This is a genomic window from Flavobacterium foetidum, assembly GCF_004634245.1.
Taxonomy (GTDB): Bacteria; Bacteroidota; Bacteroidia; order Flavobacteriales; family Flavobacteriaceae; genus Flavobacterium; species Flavobacterium foetidum.
The window spans coordinates 228874-248299 of the sequence record NZ_SJTF01000003.1 but is presented as its reverse complement, the minus strand read 5'-3'; the positions used below and the strand labels follow the sequence as shown (position 1 = coordinate 248299).

At 35.1% G+C, this 19426-nt stretch carries 13 protein-coding genes; 10 read left to right on the top strand and 3 right to left on the bottom strand.

Features of this window, described 5'->3' with window-relative positions; genetic code table 11:
- Positions 1-89 precede the first annotated feature (89 nt).
- The 4 genes from E0W73_RS05815 to E0W73_RS05800 all read left to right on the top strand — a co-directional run bounded on the left by E0W73_RS05815 (position 90) and on the right by E0W73_RS05800 (position 7759).
- On the top strand, positions 90-2996 hold the full coding sequence (locus tag E0W73_RS05815; protein ID WP_135221149.1) for an FAD-binding and (Fe-S)-binding domain-containing protein: 2907 nt from the start codon (positions 90-92) through the stop codon (positions 2994-2996).
- A gap of 41 nt (positions 2997-3037) precedes the next feature.
- Positions 3038-3994 (top strand): YARHG domain-containing protein, encoded by a 957-nt coding sequence (locus tag E0W73_RS05810; RefSeq protein ID WP_135221148.1) that lies wholly within the window; start codon positions 3038-3040, stop codon positions 3992-3994.
- Positions 3995-4581: 587 nt separating this feature from the next.
- On the top strand, positions 4582-6513 hold the full coding sequence (locus E0W73_RS05805) for an amino acid permease (RefSeq protein WP_135221147.1): 1932 nt from the start codon (positions 4582-4584) through the stop codon (positions 6511-6513).
- A 151-nt stretch (positions 6514-6664) separates the two neighbouring features.
- A complete protein-coding gene (locus E0W73_RS05800) occupies positions 6665-7759 on the top strand; it encodes a DUF695 domain-containing protein (protein ID WP_135221146.1) in 1095 nt (364 codons plus the stop codon).
- Between the two features lie 239 nt (positions 7760-7998).
- Here the strand turns inward: E0W73_RS05800 and E0W73_RS05795 are convergent, their stop codons facing one another.
- Entirely contained in the window at positions 7999-9243 is a 1245-nt protein-coding gene (locus E0W73_RS05795; RefSeq protein WP_135221145.1) for an aminotransferase class I/II-fold pyridoxal phosphate-dependent enzyme, read from the bottom strand.
- A gap of 518 nt (positions 9244-9761) precedes the next feature.
- Between E0W73_RS05795 and E0W73_RS05790 the strand changes: the two genes are divergently transcribed.
- The 3 genes from E0W73_RS05790 (at position 9762) to E0W73_RS05780 (ending at position 12669) form a co-directional block, all read left to right on the top strand.
- Positions 9762-10220, top strand: coding sequence for an Lrp/AsnC family transcriptional regulator (locus E0W73_RS05790; protein WP_135221144.1), 459 nt, complete (start codon positions 9762-9764; stop codon positions 10218-10220).
- Between the two features lie 360 nt (positions 10221-10580).
- Positions 10581-11984, top strand: a complete 1404-nt coding sequence (gene lpdA / locus E0W73_RS05785; RefSeq protein ID WP_135221143.1) for a dihydrolipoyl dehydrogenase — start codon at positions 10581-10583, stop codon at positions 11982-11984.
- A gap of 142 nt (positions 11985-12126) precedes the next feature.
- On the top strand, positions 12127-12669 hold the full coding sequence (locus tag E0W73_RS05780; protein ID WP_135221142.1) for a lipocalin family protein: 543 nt from the start codon (positions 12127-12129) through the stop codon (positions 12667-12669).
- Between the two features lie 53 nt (positions 12670-12722).
- Here the strand turns inward: E0W73_RS05780 and E0W73_RS05775 are convergent, their stop codons facing one another.
- Both E0W73_RS05775 and E0W73_RS05770 read right to left on the bottom strand, forming a co-directional pair.
- Entirely contained in the window at positions 12723-13097 is a 375-nt protein-coding gene (locus E0W73_RS05775; protein WP_135221141.1) for a DoxX family membrane protein, read from the bottom strand.
- Between the two features lie 208 nt (positions 13098-13305).
- Positions 13306-14202 (bottom strand): DUF4349 domain-containing protein, encoded by an 897-nt coding sequence (locus E0W73_RS05770; protein WP_135221140.1) that lies wholly within the window; start codon positions 14200-14202, stop codon positions 13306-13308.
- Positions 14203-14383: 181 nt separating this feature from the next.
- Between E0W73_RS05770 and E0W73_RS05765 the strand changes: the two genes are divergently transcribed.
- The 3 genes from E0W73_RS05765 to E0W73_RS05755 all read left to right on the top strand — a co-directional run bounded on the left by E0W73_RS05765 (position 14384) and on the right by E0W73_RS05755 (position 19283).
- Positions 14384-15670, top strand: a complete 1287-nt coding sequence (locus E0W73_RS05765; protein ID WP_135221139.1) for an anthranilate synthase component I family protein — start codon at positions 14384-14386, stop codon at positions 15668-15670.
- A 200-nt stretch (positions 15671-15870) separates the two neighbouring features.
- A complete protein-coding gene (gene tilS, locus E0W73_RS05760) occupies positions 15871-17181 on the top strand; it encodes a tRNA lysidine(34) synthetase TilS (RefSeq protein WP_135221138.1) in 1311 nt (436 codons plus the stop codon).
- Entirely contained in the window at positions 17181-19283 is a 2103-nt protein-coding gene (locus E0W73_RS05755; RefSeq protein ID WP_135221137.1) for a protein-disulfide reductase DsbD family protein, read from the top strand. Before tilS ends, E0W73_RS05755 begins: the two co-directional genes overlap by 1 nt.
- The last annotated feature ends 143 nt before the right edge of the window (positions 19284-19426 follow it).

Below are 19426 nucleotides of genomic sequence, written 5' to 3'. Positions count from 1 at the left end.
TAATTTTCTTAGTTTACAATAAAAAACTAAGGAAATAAAGTATTTTTGTATTCAAAAACACATAAGTTTTAGGTCATAAATTCAACAGAATGTCAATAATTAAAGAGTTACAACAATTGTCATCATCATTAGAAGGCACACTTTTATTCGATGAGCTACACAAAACGCTTTATTCTACAGATGCTTCGGTGTACCGAATAAAACCCAATGCGGTGGCATTACCTAAAACGACCGAAGATATTGCCAAATTAATCAAGTTTGCGGCAAAACATAAGCTATCGATTACGCCTAGAACTGCGGGAACTTCGCTGGCGGGTCAGGCAGTGGGAGACGGATTGGTTGTTGATGTGTCGAAGCATTTTACAAAAATAATTGGCTACGATGCCGAAAATAAAACCGTTACGGTTCAACCTGGCGTAATTCGAGATGAGCTGAATTTATACTTAAAACCTCATGGTGTCTTTTTTGCCCCAATTACATCAACATCCAACAGAGCGATGATTGGCGGAATGGTGGGAAATAATTCTTCGGGAACCACTTCGATTCGTTATGGAGTTACGCGTGATAAAATTGTTGCCGTAAAAGCACTTTTAAGCGACGGTTCTGAAGTGATTTTTAAAGACCTGACTTCGGCTGAATTTATCGAAAAGACGAAAGGAGATACTTTAGAAAACAAAATTTACAAAACGATTTACGATGAGCTTTCTATAAAAGAGGCTCAGGAAGAAATTGTAAAAGAGTTTCCGAAACCTGAAATTCACAGAAGAAACACTGGCTACGCTGTTGATATTCTGCTAAAATCGGAATTGTTTGGCGGAACAGAACCAACAATAAATCTTGGAAAACTGCTTTGTGGAAGCGAAGGAACTTTGGCTTTTACAACCGAAGTTACGCTAAAAGTGGATGACTTGCCTCCGCCTCATAGTATTATGGTTGTGGGGCATTACCATACGATTCAGGAATCTTTAGAATCGGTTGTGGTGGCTATGAAACATCATTTGTACACCTGCGAAATGATCGACGACACGATTTTGGATTGTACCAAAACAAACCGTGAACACATTAAAAACCGTTTCTTTTTGGTAGGAGAACCAAAAGCAATTATGTTGTTTGAAGTAGCTTCGCACTCTTTAGAAGATGCCGAAAAACAAGCCGATGCTTTGATTGCCGATTTGGAGAAAAACAATTTTGGTTACGCAAGAGTAAAAATCTACGGAAATGATATTGACAAAGCCAACGAACTGAGGAAAGCCGGTCTCGGACTTTTAGGAAGTATAGTAGGCGACGACAAAGCAGCCGATTCTATTGAAGATACTGCGGTTGAACTGAGCGATTTACCTGCTTATATTGCCGAATTCTCTGCGATGATGTTAAGCCACGGACAGGAAGCGATTTACTACGCGCATGCCGGAGCAGGAGAATTGCACCTTCGTCCAGTTTTAAATTTAAAGAAAACATCCGATTTAAAATTATTCAGAACCATTGCGACAGAGGTGGCGCATTTGGTTAAAAAATACCAAGGTTCGTTAAGTGGTGAACATGGAGACGGAATCGTGCGCGGCGAGTTTATTCCGTTTATGATTGGAGATAAAAATTATGAACTATTGAAAAGAATCAAACTGGCATTCGATCCAAATTCGGTTTTGAATATAGGGAAGATAGTCAATGCTTTGAAAATGGATGAAAATCATCGTGTGGTTTCAGGCAGGGTAGAGCCCGATATTAAAACATTTCAGGATTTCTCAGACAGTTTAGGAATTTTGCGTGCAGCCGAAAAATGTAATGGTTCAGGCGATTGCCGTAAATTGCCGTCAGGCGGAGGAGCGATGTGTCCGAGCTATCGTGCGACTAGAAATGAAAAAGAAACAACTCGTGCAAGAGCCAATGCGTTGCGAGAATATTTGACTTATTCTGAAAAAGAAAACAAATTTGATCAGAAAGAATTATACGAAGTTTTTGAGTTGTGCGTAAGTTGTAAAGCCTGTGCCAGCGAATGTCCGAGCAATGTGGACGTAGCGACTTTAAAAGCCGAATTTTTATACCAATACCAAAAAGCAAACGGATTTTCAACGCGTAGTAAGATTTTTGCCAACAACGCCAAACTGAACAAATTGGGAAGCAAATTCCCTTCGATTACGAATTTTATTTCGAATCAGTCTTTGGTGAAAAAAACAATGGGAATCGCTCCTGAAAGACAGGTTCCGCTTTTAGCGAAAAAGACTTTTAGGAAATGGTTTCAAAATTATAAACCAACAACGACAGATTTTCCAAATGGCAAATTGTATTTGTTTGTAGATGAATTTACCAACTATTATGACGTAAATATCGGAATTGATGCTTTCGAATTATTAACCAAATTAGGTTATCAAGTTTTAGTTGTCGATCATGAAGAAAGTGGAAGAACGTATCTTTCGAAAGGATTTTTAGAAGAAGCGAAGAAAATCGCAAATTATAATGTAAATGTTTTTAAAGATTTGGTTTTAGCCAATGCACCTTTGGTCGGAATCGAACCTTCAGCAATTTTAACTTTCAGAGACGAATATCTTCGTTTGGCAGATGATAAAGAAGCTGCGGAAAAACTATCTCGAAATGCATTCACAATTGAAGAATTCTTCAAAAAAGAAATTATAGACGGGAAAATAACGCCAGATTCATTTTCAGAAGAAACGAAAGAAATTAAAATTCACGGACATTGCCATCAGAAATCATTGAGTTCTGTAGAGGCTACTTTTGCGATGCTGAATTTGCCTAAAAACCATACGGTTACCATATACAACTCAGGTTGCTGCGGAATGGCAGGTTCTTTTGGTTATGAAAAAGAACATTATAAAGTGAGTATGCAAATGGGAGAAGATACTTTATTCCCAAAAGTGAGAAACACGGCAGAAAACGTAAAAATCGCTGCTGCAGGAACGAGCTGTCGTCATCAAATTTACGATGGAACAAAAAGAGAAGCGCAGCATCCGGTAAGTATTTTGAGGAATTGTCTTTTGTAATTTTCTTTAAAGTACATTTCAAATCATTAATCAAATTAAAAATGAAGTTTTATTGTTATGTAATGTTGTTTGTTGCTTTTTCAATATATGCACAAAATAGGCTAGATTGCTCCAAATGTTCTTCTGAAATCATTGATGAAGCTAAATTGAATAATGAAGATATTGCCTCTTTAAAATTATTAAAAAACGAGATTTATGCCAGAAAAGGATATGTTTTTTCTAATGCCGAATACGCAACTATTTTTAAAAAGTACAGTTGGTATAAACCTGTGAACGATAATAAAAGTATTGTTTTTTCTGATATAGAAGTTAAAAATATCGCTATTCTTGGCCAAAGAATTAGTGAAATATCAGAATATCTAAACAATGAAAATAACAGCAAGTATAAAACTTTATCGGAAGAAAAAGTAAATCAGATTTTTACAAAGGAGAAAAGGAAAGAGCTTGGAGTCAATTTTGTTATTTGGAAGGTTTATGAATATAAAGACAAAACAGGAAGCTATTATTTAGTTTTGACAGAAGATAAATATAAGGAAAGCGTTAAAGGCAACAACTTTAACAATGCGGTGAAGGCATTTAATTTTAAAATAGAAAATGACCGCTGGACCAAAACTTTCGAAATCAATGATTTTAAGGAAAGTCATGAAGATAGTATATGGTTTTGGTCAAGATATATTTACGTGGAAGACTTTGACCAGGACGGAATTATTGATCCCATTGTAATTTATGGTACAAGCGGACTTAATTTATACTCTGATGGAAGAATTAAAATTTTATTATACTATAAAGGAAAAAAAATAGGAATCAGAATTCAGAACGGAATTCTTGATGATGAAAGAAATTTTTCTGTAGATGCTGATTTTTATGCGTTACCAAAGAAAATACAAGACAAAATTGTAGAACAAATGAATTTGATGGTCGGAAATAACCACTCAATTTTGCCTTACGGATGGCAAAAAAAGATGGCAAAGAAAATGACTTTCATCTCTGAACAGTGATTAAGAAAGTACTGAAAGTTTTATTTCTCTCGCAGATCTGGCAGATTGAGCAGATTTATATTTTGAAGTTTAGTTAAATCTGCTTAAATCTTTTCACCATGAAAGAAATCTGCGTTATCTGCTAAATCTGCGGGGAAAATATAGCCAACGAACTAAAAAAGTTTCACGCAGATCTGGCAGATTGAGCAGATTTATATTTTTGAAGTTTAGTTAAATCTGCGTAAATCTTTTCACCATGAAAGAAATCTGCGTTATCTGCTAAATCTGCGAGAGAAAAATCAATGACAGATTAAAAAGGATTTTCATGCAGATTGTAGAGATTTGAGTAAATTTTACAGATTTTCTTAAATCTCTCAACGTAATCAAAAATCTATATAAGCTGCAAAATCTGCGTAAAAAATGAAATTCGAGAAATTAGTGCAATTAGTGGCAAAAAAAAATTAGTGTCTTAGCGCCTTCGTGGCAAGAAAAAAAATCACAAGAAAACAAAATCGTTTTATATATTTGAAATCAAGATATTTTTTGCATTATTTGCAAAATAAAACAAAAACGACTGAATTAAATTAATTTATAACAGCAAAACATATATGGCATTTTCAAGTTTATTCCGAAAGAAAACAGTGCAGGATATTCTGAAGCAGGTTGCACAGAACGAAACAGACGGTCATAATGCACTAGGAAAACATTTGACTACAAGGGATTTAACAGCTTTCGGAATAGCGGCTATCGTTGGAGCAGGAATTTTTAGTACAATTGGAAAAGCCAGTGCCGATGGTGGGCCAGCCGTAATCTTTTTGTTTCTTTTTACTGCTCTTGCGTGTAGTTTTGCCGCTTTCGCTTATGCCGAATTTGCTTCAATGGTTCCTGTTTCAGGAAGTGCTTATACGTATTCTTATGTAGCTTTTGGAGAATTAATTGCCTGGATTATTGGTTGGGCCTTAATTATGGAATACGCCGTCGGAAATATAACCGTTGCCATATCGTGGAGTGATTATTTTACTGGACTGCTCCAAAGTGGCGGTATCCATTTACCACAATGGATTCAGATGGATTACCTAACCGCTTCAAACGGATTTAAAGATGCCGAAGCTTTAATGCGAGGCGGAAAATCATTCGAAAATTTAAGTGCAGCTTTGCAACAGGCACACACAGCCTGGACAACCGCTCCAACAATTGGATCTTTCCATTTTGTTACTGATTTACCGGCTTTATTTATCATTATTTTGATTACTGCTTTGGTTTACCGAGGAATGAAAGAATCTCGTAACGCGAGTAACTTAATGGTTGTGGTTAAACTTTGTGTTGTTCTTTTGGTAATAGCAGTCGGAATATTTTATGTAGATACGGCAAACTGGAATCCTTTTGCGCCAAATGGTGTAGGAGGAGTTTTAAAAGGAGTTTCAGCAGTATTCTTTGCTTATATTGGTTTTGATGCGATTTCTACAACTGCCGAAGAATGTAAAAATCCACAACGTGATTTGCCACGTGGTATGATGTGGGCGATTATTATTTGTACACTTTTATACATTGCTATTGCTTTAGTTTTAACAGGAATGGTAAAATACCACGAATTAAATGTTGGAGATCCTTTGGCATTTGTGTTCGATAAATTGGATTTAAAATGGATGTCAGGAATTATCGCAGTTAGTGCAGTTGTGGCAATGGCAAGTGTTTTATTGGTTTTCCAAATGGGACAGCCTCGTATCTGGATGAGTATGAGCCGTGATGGTTTATTGCCAAAAAAATTCTCAACCGTTCACCCAAAATTCAAAACACCCTCTTTTGCTACAATTGTAACAGGCTTTGTGGTGGCAGTTCCAGCTTTATTTTTGAATTTGACTATGGTAACCGATTTATGCAGTATCGGAACTTTATTTGCCTTTGTATTAGTTTGTGCAGGAGTTTTGGTATTGCAGAACAAACCTGAAATTCCAAGAGGAAAATTCAAAACGCCTTATGTCAATTCGAAGTTTATTCTGCCGGTTTTAATGATTGCAGGATTGTATTATGCTTTTGCTTTCAATAACAAAGCGACAATGGCGTTTATCAATAACGAACCGCAGATTTATGACGCCACTTCAATTGTAACTTCTTTAGATAAATCAGAATCTGAGAAAGTTTTTAAATATCTTGAAAGTATCGAAGTAAACAATAAAACAGCCGAAACATCAGATTTAGAACATTTGTTAGGACAATATCAAGACGATGAAGCAAAGTATGCTGAAGTTGTAAAAGGATTGCCAATTGCTGATGCTGCAAAATACGAATCTGGATTTAGTTTGTTCAAACACAAAATTCCAATGTGGATCTTCTTATTTGTTTTAGTTGGATTAGCAGTTTGGGCATTCAGAAAAAATCTTTCATTGATTCCGCTCTTAGGATTAATCTGCTGTCTGTATATGATGGCCGAATTGAGTGTGTGGAACTGGATTTACTTTACGATTTGGCTCATAATTGGCTTGCTGATTTATTTTGGCTACAGCCGACAAAACAGTAAACTCAACTTGGAGAAGTTCTAAGTTAAGAGTTAAGAGTTATATTGAAAAGCCGTTCTGAGTACTTCAGAATGGCTTTTTCTGTTCTTGCTATTTTTATAGAAATATTCTTATGTTTTAAAATCTCTTTTCCTTAAGTTTGTTTTCAGTAACATTTCAATTTAATTTTTAATACATGGGATTTCTAGATAAAATATTGCGCAAAAAAGAAGCTCCAATACAATCCAATAATGATTTCTGGAATTGGTTTTTAAAACACGAAAAAGAGTTTTTCAAAATCGTCAAAAACAGGCAAAATATCCACCAAGGCTTTTTTGATAAATTAGCGCCAAAACTTGATGAAATGCACGGAGGAATTTATTTTGTAACGGGAATGTTTGATGATCATACCGTCGAATTAATTTTAACCCCAGATGGCGCAATCAGAAATATTTATGCTATTGAGGAATTAGTAAATGCTGCACCTTCAATTCAGGGATGGAAAATTACGGCGCTAAAACCTTCATCTGATATTCAGAATATTGGTGTTGATTACGAAGGTTTTAAATTCAATAAAGACAACTTAAAATTTTATCCAAACATTCATGATGGATATCCAGATGAGATTGATTTAACGGTTGTGTATGAGGATTTTGTAGAGGAAAAAAGGACAATCTTAACAAATGGGGTTTATATTTTCTTAGATAATTACTTAGGAGAATTACACTCGGTCACGTTGATTGATAATATGAAGATTGTTGGGCCTAATGAAATTTCAGAAGAATTGATTCCGATTGAAAAATTAAAGGATTATTTGATTTGGAGAGAGAAAGAATTTGTGGAGAAGTACGAGGGAACAAGGCACAATACAGAAAATGACAACTATTCGAGTTTCGAAGCAACCACAAAAGATGGCGGACTGATTATTGCGATTATAAATAGCGATATTTTGCAATGGGACAAAAAAGCATCACATCCGTGGGTATTTATCATTACAATTCCCTTTGACGGAAGCAATAATAACGGAATGCCAGACCAAGAAACATATCAGTTGCTGAATGAAATTGAAGATGAAATAGTGTCAAAGCTTAAAGATGTAGAGGGGTATTTGAATATAGGAAGAGAAACATCAACAAATAAAAGAGAAATCTTTTTTGCCTGCAAAGACTTTAGAAAACCAACAAAAGTAGCAGACGAAATTGTAGAAAAGTACGCTGAAACCTTTGATGTAAGCTACGAAATCTACAAGGATAAATATTGGCGAACGTTTAGAGCTTACGAGCCAAGATAAAGTGCAAAAAGCCGTTTTTGAAAACCTTCAAAACGGCTTTTTGTAAAAAATCCGCGTAGAGAAAGTCCAAGCGGATTCAAACAAGCTAATAAAAATGTGCAAATTTATTTATAGAGGAATGTTTGTTTTATAATGAATATATATTTCACGCAGATTCCGCAGATTTTAGCAGATTTAGTTTTAAAAAAAAATGCTAAAATCTGCCTAAATCTTTTTAAATCTGCGTGAAACAAAAAAACTTAGTGAATCTCTTTGGCATCTCCTTTGCGAATCTCGGCAGAATTCAAAACGCCAACTTCAATCATACAATCCCTCATCATTTCATAAGTACGCTGAATATCATTATCTAAACCAATCGAAAAACGAATCAAACCATCGGTCAATCCCATTTCTTTTTGTTCGTCTAGCGGAATCTCACTAGAAGTTGAAGTTCCCGGTGCGCTGAACAACGTTTTATAAAAACCTAAACTTACCGCCAGATATCCTAGATTTCGTTCCTGCATTAATTCCATTAATTCATTGGCTTTTTCTAAAGTTCCAACGTCAATCGTTAACATGCCGCCGAAACCATATTCAGGATTAATCATCGTTTTATACAATTCATGACTTGGATGACTTTTTAACCCGGGATAAACCGTTTTTAAACCATCTTTTTCAAACATGTCAGCCAGAAAATGCGCATTATGACTGTGCCGTTTAATTCGGATATGAAGTGTTCTAAGGTTTTTCATTACACTTGCAGAACGCAGACTGTCCATTGTAGGTCCTAATAGCATACTGGCGCCCGAATTCACATTTTTCAGCGAATTGATAAACTCTTTTGATGCACAAGTCACGCCACCAACCGTATCGCTGCTTCCGTTAATATATTTGGTCAAACTGTGAATCACAATGTCGGCTCCCAATTTTGCAGGAGAAACCGATAATGGTGAAAACGTATTATCAACAACCAGTTTCAAATTATGCTTTTTAGCAATTTTTGCTAAACCAGCGATATCAGCCACTTCCAAAAGCGGATTACTAACTGTTTCGCAATACAAAACTTTTGTTTTAGATGTAATTGCAGCTTCTACAATATCTAGTTTTGTAATGTCGACAAAGCTCGTTTCAATTCCGAATCTCGGTGTAAAGTTTTTGAGGAAAGCATAAGTGCCTCCATAAATAGTTCGGCTTGAAACAATATGGTCGCCCGCACCGCACAATTGCAGTAGAGTAGGAGTGATAGCGCCCATTCCCGAAGCCGAAACATTAGCTGTTTCCGTTCCTTCCATTGCTGCCAAAGCCTGATCCAAATACAAATTACTTGGCGAAGAATGGCGCGAATATAAATAACAACCTTCCATATTGCCCTCAAAAGTATCAAACATAGTTTTTGCCGAAAGAAAAGTATAAGTAGAAGAATCAGAAATCGACGGATTTACTCCACCAAATTCGCCAAAGTATTGCAAATCCTGAATTTTATCTGCTGGATTGAAGTTTTTCATTTATATAGTTAGTTTTTTGTTATTGAAATTGATTTTTGAAATTGTTATTGATAAGGAGCTATTCGCCAAAATATTGCAGATTCTGAATTTTATCTGCTGGATTGAAGTTTTTCATTTATAGTTAGTTTTTTGTTATTGAAATTGATTTTTGAAATTGTTATTGATAAGGAGCTATTCCTGCTATCCATTTCAAGTCCTCATAAAAAAGCTAAAGTTTCTAATGTTCCAAAAAGAGCTTCCGTTGGTCGCTTTTTTAGAAGAAGAAACTTATATCTTTTTTATTCCGGGCTTTCCATTTCTATCAGGGCTAGGGCACTCGTTTTTCAAAAGAAATTCTGTTCAAAATAAGGTCTAATAAGAAAAATAATCAACTATAAACTAAATAATCAGATTTTAAAACTATAAAAAATGTGTTTATTGTGATTTTTAATCTAAATTTGATTCAAAAAGTATAACGAAATAGATTTTCTTTCATCTGAAAAGAAACTACCAACAATCAACTAAAAACCATCAACAAAATGATTCTTGACGAAATAGATAAAAAACTTCTGGTTTTGCTTCAAACCGACAGTAAAAAGACCAACAAAGAATTGTCTTTAAAACTCAATCTTTCGGTAACTGCAGTTTACGAACGAATCAAAAAACTTGAAAGAGAAGGGATCATAAAAAACTACGCAGCTTTAGTCGACAAATCCAAAATTGAAAAAGGATTTGTGGTTTTCTGTCATTTAAAACTCATTCAGCATACCAAAGAATTTTTAACCAAATTCGAAAGCGAAGTAGTCAAATTAAATGAAGTTCTAGAATGCCATCACGTAAGCGGCGATTACGATTATATTCTGAAAGTTTTGGTAAAAGACATGGAAGCGTACAGAGAATTTCTAGTAACCAAATTAACTTCATTACAACATATCGGAAGTACACAAAGTATGTTTATGATAAGTGAAGTCAAGAATTCTACGGTGATTTCTTTTTGAAAGATGCTAAGGTTCTGAGGTTCTAAGATGCTAAGTTCTCTTTTCTTTGTCTGAATTACTAAACGCAGTTTTTGTCATTTCGACGAAGGAGAAATCTCCGTAAGTAGCTCTTCACAGAATTTCGCCAATCTTTGTAGAGTTTCTCGCGGAGATTTCTCCTTTCAGTCGAAATGACATACTTTGTGAATAAACTTGCGACTCTGCGTCTTTTCGAGGAAAAAAACAAAAAAACTTTGTGCCTTAGAGCCTTCGTGGCAGAAAACCAAAGCCCAAAATTTCAAACAAAAAACATTGAAATTTAAACTTTAAAAAGAACTTTATTCCTTAAATTTGTGACGCTAAAAATAAAATAGACAAACTATGAGTTCATTTGACGTAGTCATTATAGGTTCAGGTCCTGGCGGATATGTATCAGCAATTCGTTGCGCACAATTAGGTTTCAAAACTGCAATTGTAGAAAAATATAATTCATTAGGCGGAACTTGCCTTAACGTAGGTTGTATCCCTTCAAAAGCATTATTATCTTCTTCTCACCATTATTCAGAAATCGCTCATTTTGCAGATCACGGAATCGAAGTTTCTGGCGATGTAAAAATCAATTTAGAGAAAATGATTGCCCGCAAACAAGCTGTTGTTGATCAGACTGTAGGCGGAATCAATTATTTAATGGATAAAAATAAAATCACTGTTTTCAATGGTTTAGGTTCTTTCGTAGACGCAACTCACATTGCTGTTGCAAAAGCTGACGGAACATCAGAAACTATCGAAGCAAAATATACTGTAATTGCTACAGGATCAAAACCATCTTCTTTACCATTCATCAAAATTGATAAAGAAAGAATCATTACTTCTACTGAGGCTTTGGCTTTAAAAGAAGTTCCAAAACATTTAGTTATCATTGGTGGAGGAGTTATCGGAATCGAGCTTGGACAAGTTTACCTTCGTCTTGGTGCTCAGGTTTCTGTAGTGGAATTCATGGACAGAATCATTCCAGGAATGGACGGAGCGCTTTCTAAAGAATTGACTAAAGTATTGAAAAAACAAGGAATGAAATTCTACGTTTCTCACAAAGTAAAATCAGTAGAAAGAAACGGTGATGCTGTTGTGGTTCAGGCTGAAAATGCAAAAGGAGAAACAATCACTCTAGAAGGAGATTATTCATTAGTTTCTGTTGGTCGTCGTCCGTACACAGACGGATTAAACGCTGACAAAGCTGGAGTTAAAATTTCAGACAGAGGACAAGTGGAAGTAAACGATCATTTACAAACGAATGTTCCGAATATCTACGCAATTGGTGACGTTGTTCGTGGAGCGATGTTGGCACATAAAGCAGAGGAAGAAGGAGTAATGGTTGCTGAAATTTTAGCAGGTCAAAAACCACATATCGATTATAACTTAATTCCGGGTGTAGTTTATACTTGGCCAGAAGTTGCAGCAGTTGGACAAACTGAAGAGCAATTGAAAGCGGCTGGAGTGAAATACAAATCAGGAAGTTTCCCATTCAAGGCTTTAGGACGTGCAAGAGCAAGTGCTGACTTAGACGGATTTGTAAAAATCTTGGCTGATGAGAAAACAGATGAGGTTTTAGGAGTTCACATGATCGGTGCTCGTACAGCAGATTTAATTGCTGAAGCAGTTACGGCTATGGAATTCAAAGCTTCTGCTGAGGATATTTCAAGAATGAGCCATGCACACCCAACTTTCGCAGAAGCGGTAAAAGAAGCAGCATTGGCAGCTACTGAAAATAGAGCTTTACACGTATAATTTTTTTACGATTATCATAACTAGACCGCCAAAGCAATTTGGCGGTTTTTTTATGCTTTATATAATATAATAATCAAAAATAATTTTGTAAATTAGATGTGCGATTGAGATGCTATCTTTATGATAATTAAAAAGATAGTTCATGAAAAGTAAATATATAGCACCAGTTTTACTGGGGGCAGGAATTGCACTACTGTTCTATTCCTGCAAATCGAAAATTCCAGAAAATGCAGTTCCTGTAAATAATTTTGAAAGTGCAAAATATCTGGGACGATGGTACGAAATTGCAAGACTTGATTATAAATGGGAGAGAGATTTAGACAATGTAACTGCCGAATATTCTCTAAACCCAGACGGTACCATAAAAGTTGATAATAAGGGCTATAATGTCAAAAAAGACAAATGGGAAGAGAGCATCGGGAAAGCCAAATTCGTCAAAAAAGACGATATTGGTATGCTTAAGGTCTCATTTTTTGGTCCTTTTTATTCAGGTTATAATGTGGTAGCCTTAGACCAAGATTATAAATATGCATTGGTTGCCGGCGAAAGCTTAGAATACATGTGGATTCTTTCAAGAGAAACTCAGATTCCAGAAAGCGTTAAGGCAGAATTCCTCAAAAAAGCTGAGGAAATTGGTTATAAGACTTCTGAACTTGTATGGGTAAAACACGACAAAGCTCATTAAAAAATAACCCGGCAGATTAATTGCCGGGTTTTCTATTTGATGCCTTTACTAAATCAAGGAGTGAAAACGGTTTTGTAATTATCCCAATATCTGTAAATCAGAAATAAATTACCTAAAAACAAAAGTCCTGCGATCGGAAGTCCTTCTGGAGCTAGGAAATAATTTATAAACAGAATATTGACTGTAATTGGTAAAATTAAAATGTTTGCCAAAGTCACAAAACGACCAGTGACAAATGCAATTCCACAAAGCAATTCGACTGTTTTTGCTAACGGAAGCAAATACGTTGAAGCAACTAGACCCATATTAAAAGCCTTAAAATTACCAGTTGTTTCTGGTTCTGGAGCTAATTTAAAGAAAAAGGAGATAGAAGCAAAAAGTAACAATAAACCAATCAAAACACGGACAATAATAGTAGCAATTTTCATAATACTTAGAATTAAAAGAGGTTAAAAATGATATAGTTAATGTGTTGAAAACGCAAAATCATATTCTTCAGATAAATGGAAATCTTTTTTAAGACCTGTTTTTATTGAGAATTTAACAATCAATAATATTCTATTTTGGGATTAGTTTAATGCTATATCAAATGTAATGAATTTTTCGTTACTATCTTGCTGTTTATTAGCACTTTTCTTATTTCTTAATGTATTTTTTATAAAGGAAAAATCCACCAATAGCCAATAAAATGAAAGGCCATATATTAATGAAGAAAACTATGATTTCCTGTAGTATATACCAGCCGCTTTTAAGTGCGTCTATGATCTGGATTCCTAAGTTTGGCTTATAGGCATCACTGTCTTTTTCGCTTACAGCCATTTCTTGTTTTACTGTTTCATTTTGATAAAGCTGTAGCGTTACGGTGCTGAAATTAATCTGATCTTGTAATGATAAATTTTCAATTGTTCTGTTATCATGCTCTTCTTTTTGGTTGGCTAATGTATTTTCGGCATCAATAACATCATTTATCTTTTTCCCTTTAGAATCTATTGCAGTTGCGACCCTTTTTTGTGTAACGGCGCTCCTTTTTTGTGAAAGCTGATTTGACAACATTTTCAACGAAACATCGTCGGCTTTTATAACGCGGTAATCCAGAAAGTCAATCTGTTTGGCTATTGTTTTGATGATAGTGTCAAGCTGTGTGTTGGGAACGCGGATAATGATATTGTTTTCTACAGCATATTTAGTGGTTTCCAGCGTGCTGTCTTGACTAACTTTTGTTTTTATTTGGTTGAGTATAGTGCTCTGTAGGTTGGTATATGTGACGAAGCCGCCAAATTTCTGAACGGCATTTTCTATAGCATAAGTAGATTTTATAACATTTTTGACCTTAAATTTGATGTCGGCAGTCCTTATAAATTTCTGCTTGCTGTCTTTTTGAACTACAGCGGCCGAAGACGAAATAGCGGTGCTGTCTGCAACCATTTTTGCATCTGCCATCGATTCTTCTGTAGCATAATCTGCTTTTTTGCAAGAAAATAATAATGTAACTGCGGCCAAGGTGGCCAATCCTAATTTTGTGATTGTTTTCATAAAAGGTTAAATATTTGATTTTTTTGATAAAACATTTACACGATGTAAATGCATTTGGTTGTTAAATATTCGCGAATTTGTACAAATTCGATATACTAAAAAGCGTGCCAATAATTTTGTAAGATTCCTTTATCGAAGGATTTTTTTTGTCGTAATTTTGGAGTTTTAAATTTTTTCGTTTTTGAGAGTTTCTATTCATAAAAATATTGCAGATCCAAAGAGTTTTAAAGAACAGCTTTTGAGCTGGGCACAGCAGTTTCGAGAAGTCGCTTTTTTGGAAAGCAATTCCTATCCGGATCAGTATTCTTCTTTTGATTTTGTTCTTGCTGTAGATGCCTTTACTTTACTGCAGACCGATTATTTTAATGCCTTTGAAGATTTAAAACAGTACCAACAGAATACCAAAGACTGGCTTTTTGGATATCTATCTTACGATTTGAAAAATGATATCGAAGATTTGAAATCTAATAATTGGGACGGATTGGATTTTCCGGATCTGTTTTTCTTTCAGCCCAAAAAAATATTTTTGATGAAAGGAAATCAGCTTGAAATATGTTATTTATTGTTTTGTGATGATGAAGTAGAAGAAGATTTTAATGAGATAAATAAAATCGAATCGGTTTCTTTTCAAACATTGAATAAAATTGAGGTACAGCAACGAATTTCAAAAGAAAAATATGTAGAAAAAGTAAAAAAAATGCTCGAACATATTCATCAAGGAGATATGTACGAAGCAAATTTTTGCATGGAGTTTTACGCAGAGAAAGCTGTGATAAATCCGTTGGAGAAATTCCAGAAGCTTAATGAGATTTCACAAGCGCCTTTCTCGGTCTTTTTAAAAAACAATAAAAACTTTTTGCTTTCGGCTTCTCCAGAACGATATCTGAAAAAAAGCGGCGAAAAGATTATTTCGCAACCTATTAAAGGAACTTCAAAACGTTTTTTGGATGCAGAAGAAGATAAAAGTTCTAAGCAATTTTTGGAATCTGATGCCAAGGAACGCGCCGAAAACATCATGATTACCGATTTGGTTCGCAACGATTTATCACATACCGCACAAAAAGGCTCTGTTGCGGTTGAAGAACTTTGCAAAATTTATTCTTTTCTGCAAGTCCATCAGATGATTTCTACGGTAACTTCCCGATTAGATGCTCAATTTTCTGCCGTTGATGTTTTAAAAACGACTTTCCCGATGGGAAGCATGACGGGTGCTCCGAAAATTTCTGTAATGAAAATCATCGAAAATCTTGAAGCGACCAAAAGAGGATTATACAGTGGCGCTGTTGGTTATTTTACTCCCGACGGAGATTTTGATTTTAATGTTGTGATCCGAAGTATTTTATACAATCAAGAAAAACAATACGTTTCATTTTCAGTCGGAAGCGCTATTACATCACTTTCTATCCCAGAAAAAGAATATGAAGAATGCTTGCTAAAAGCCAAAGCAATGCATGAAGTTTTGCAATAAATTTTTTCACGCAGATTTAGCGGATTAAAGCAGATTTAAACAGATTTTATTAAAATTAATTTGCGTAAATCTGCTTAAATCTTTTTTAAATCTGCGTGAAAAAATAATTCGTGCAAATTCGTGCAATTAGTGGCAAATAAAATATCAGACTTAACATTTCGTTTAAAAATAGATCAAATTTAATTTTTTACTTTTATCAGATGTTTTCAAAATTTCAAAGCCATATCGAATCCAGATTTCCATTTTTAGCAGAAAAAAAGCTTTTTCTTGCTGTAAGTGGAGGATTAGACAGTATGGTTTTATTGTATTTGCTTCATAAACTTCCTTATCAAATTGCGGTTTTGCATTGTAATTTCCAACTTCGCGGATTAGAAAGTTTTGGCGATCAGGAATTCATTCAAAACTATTGCAGTCAGAATGATATCCCGATTTTCACCACTCAATTTGATACAGAAGCATTTGCCAAAGATTATAAATTATCTACGCAAGTTGCGGCAAGAGAACTTCGATACAGCTGGTTTTATGAGCTTTTAGAAGAAAAAGATTTTGATTATCTCCTAACAGCGCACCATGCAGATGACAATCTTGAAACTTTTATCATCAATCTTTCACGCGGAACTGGATTAGAAGGATTAACCGGAATTCCGGAGCAAAATGACAAAATCATCCGTCCGCTGTTGCCTTTTTCAAGAGAAGAAATCTCAAAATACGCTCAAGAAAATGGTATAGAATGGCGTGAAGACAGCAGTAATGCATCTACAAAATACCTTAGAAACAAAATACGCCACGATTTGGTTCCGATTTTAAAGGAAATCAATCCCAATTTTGCAGATGCCTTACAAAAGACACAATCATACTTGCGAGAAAGCAAAGAAATGGTTGATGATGCTTCTATTATGATTTATCAGCAGGTGGCCAAAGAAGCAGGAGAAGATATTCATTTTGATCTAATTAAACTCAAAAAGCTACCAAACTACAAATCCTACTTGTACCAATGGCTAAACGAATTTGGATTTTCGGCGTGGAATGACATTTATGACCTTGTCGAAAGCCAATCTGGAAAACAAGTTTTTACTGCAGCATTCAGGTTAATTAAAAATAGAGAAACACTGATTTTGAGTCCGATTCCTGAAATATCAGAAAAAGATGAGTTTGAAATTCATGAAGACGATACAGAAGTTAATTTTCCCTTAAAAATGACACTTTGTAACGTAGGTCACACAACATTCGGATCAAATAGAACTATATTTGTCGACGCTGAAAAAATCCGTTATCCTTTGCTATTGCGTAAATGGAAAGAAGGAGATGTTTTTTATCCTTTTGGTATGGGCGGAAAGTCCAAAAAAGTTAGCAAGCATTTTAAGGATGAAAAGTTATCATTGCTGGAAAAGGAAAAAACATGGATTTTGTGTTCTGATAACCAAATTGTTTGGGTTGTTGGAGTCAGACAGGACGAACGCTTTAAAATAGAAAATACCACAAACAAAATATTAAAAATAGAATTGCAATAATGAACTTTACTCTAAGCCAGCAGACTACTATTCCCAAAAAGAAAGGAATTAAATTTCTTTTCTCTTTACTGATTTTCTTTTTTGCTTTCGCGAATGCGAATGCACAAATGGTAGAACCTGTAAAGTGGACTTCTAAAATTGAAAAAAAATCTGAGAATAAAGCTATTCTGATTTTTGATGCTGTAATCGAAAAAGAATGGCATATGTACTCGCAGTTTACGCCAGACGGAGGCCCTTTAGCGCTGGAAATTTCATTCAAAAATCAAAAAGGAAATTACGAACTGGTAGGCAAAGCTAAAGAAAGTAAAACCAGAACAGCTTTTAATGACGTTTTTGGTGTAAACGAAACTTTTTTTGAAGGAAAAGCGCGTATTGAGCAGGAAATCACAATTATAAATCCGAATTTAAAGACAGTAGAAGCTGAATTTGATTATCAGGTTTGTAAAGAAGTATGCATCAATTCTAATAAAAAATTCTCGATAGCAGTTCCTGCAGCTTTTAAGAAAGAGGATATTCCGGTAGTTGCAGAAGCAAAACTAGACGAAACCAAAGTAGTGGGCCTTGCTGTTGATACAGTGAGCAAAACTCCTGTAGCTGAAAAAACCGAAGCGCAAAAAGCGGATAATGAAACTGCAAAAGCAAAAGACAATTTAGAGTTGCCATCTTCTACAAGAAGTTTATGGTCTATATTTTTCTTTGCTTTTTTAGGTGGTTTTGCTGCATTATTCACGCCTTGCGTATTCCCAATGATTCCAATGACGGTAAGCTTTTTTACAAAACAAAGCAAAAGCAAAGCAAAAGGAATCAGAAATGCTGTTTTTTACGGATTGTCAATCATTGGAATTTATGTTTCACTTGGATTTTTGGTTTCATTTATTTTTGGTGCAGACGCTTTAAATTCATTAGCAACAAACGTATATTTTAACCTCGGGTTCTTTGTCCTACTGATTGTTTTTGCAACATCATTTTTGGGAGGTTTTGAAATTATGCTTCCAAATTCATGGGCAAACAAAGTGGATCAACAGGCTGATAAGGGCGGTATAATCGGAATTTTGTTTATGGCTCTTGCTTTGGCAATTGTATCCTTTTCATGCACTGGGCCAATTGTAGGGCCGCTTTTGGTTGAAGCGGCAACAAATGGAGTTTCTGGGCCGATTGTCGGAATGCTGGGCTTTTCTTCTGCGCTTGCTTTGCCATTTATGCTTTTTGCAATGTTTCCAAGCTGGTTGAATTCGCTGCCAAAATCTGGCGGATGGCTTAATACTGTAAAAGTGTTTTTAGGCTTTTTGGAATTGGCTTTTGCCTTTAAGTTTTTATCAAATGCCGATTTGGTATTGCAATTGCATTTTTTAGAAAGAGAAGTTTTCTTGGTGATATGGATTGCTATTTTTGGTGCTCTTGCCTTTTATTTATTCGGAAAAATTACGTTGCCTCATGATAGTCCAACCAATCATATTTCGGTAGGAAGATTGTATTTAGGTCTTGTTACCCTTGCTTTTACACTTTATTTGATACCAGGACTTTGGGGAGCGCCATTGAAATTGATCAGCGCTTTTCCGCCGCCTCCACAATATAGCGAAAGTCCGTTTGGAGTAGGAGGGTCGGGTCATGCAGCTGTCACTACTGATGCTGCAAAAAGTCTTCCTGAAGGCGCAGAATTGGGCCCTCACGGAATTGTAGTTTTTCATGATTACGAAGACGGAGTAGCCTATGCTAAAAAAGTAAAGAAACCAATCATGCTCGATTTTACAGGTTATGCTTGCGTAAACTGTCGAAAAATGGAGAATAATGTATGGTCTGAAAGTTCGGTACTGCCAATTTTAAAAAATGATGTGGTTTTGATTTCGCTTTACGTTGATGATAAACGCGAATTGCCAAAAGAAAAACAGTTTGTTACCGCTGCTGGAGAAAAAATTGAAACTACCGGTGATAAATGGACAGATTTTATGATTTCAAAATACAAAACCAATACGCAGCCTTTGTATGTAATTACAGATGCGGAAGGAAATAACTTGAATACTTCTAAGCCAACAATCAGCTATGTAAGCACTGATGAATATTTAAAATGGCTAAAAGAAGGGATTGCGAATTTTAAGGAGTGAGTTAGTTTTTTTAGTCTCTTAGTCCTTAGTTCTTAGTCCTTAGTTCTTAGTTCTCAGCCTTACTCTTTTAGTTCTTAGTTGTAAGTTTTTATTTGTTAGTTGTTTGTATTTAGTTAGATTTAAATGCTATTTCTCAATTTAAA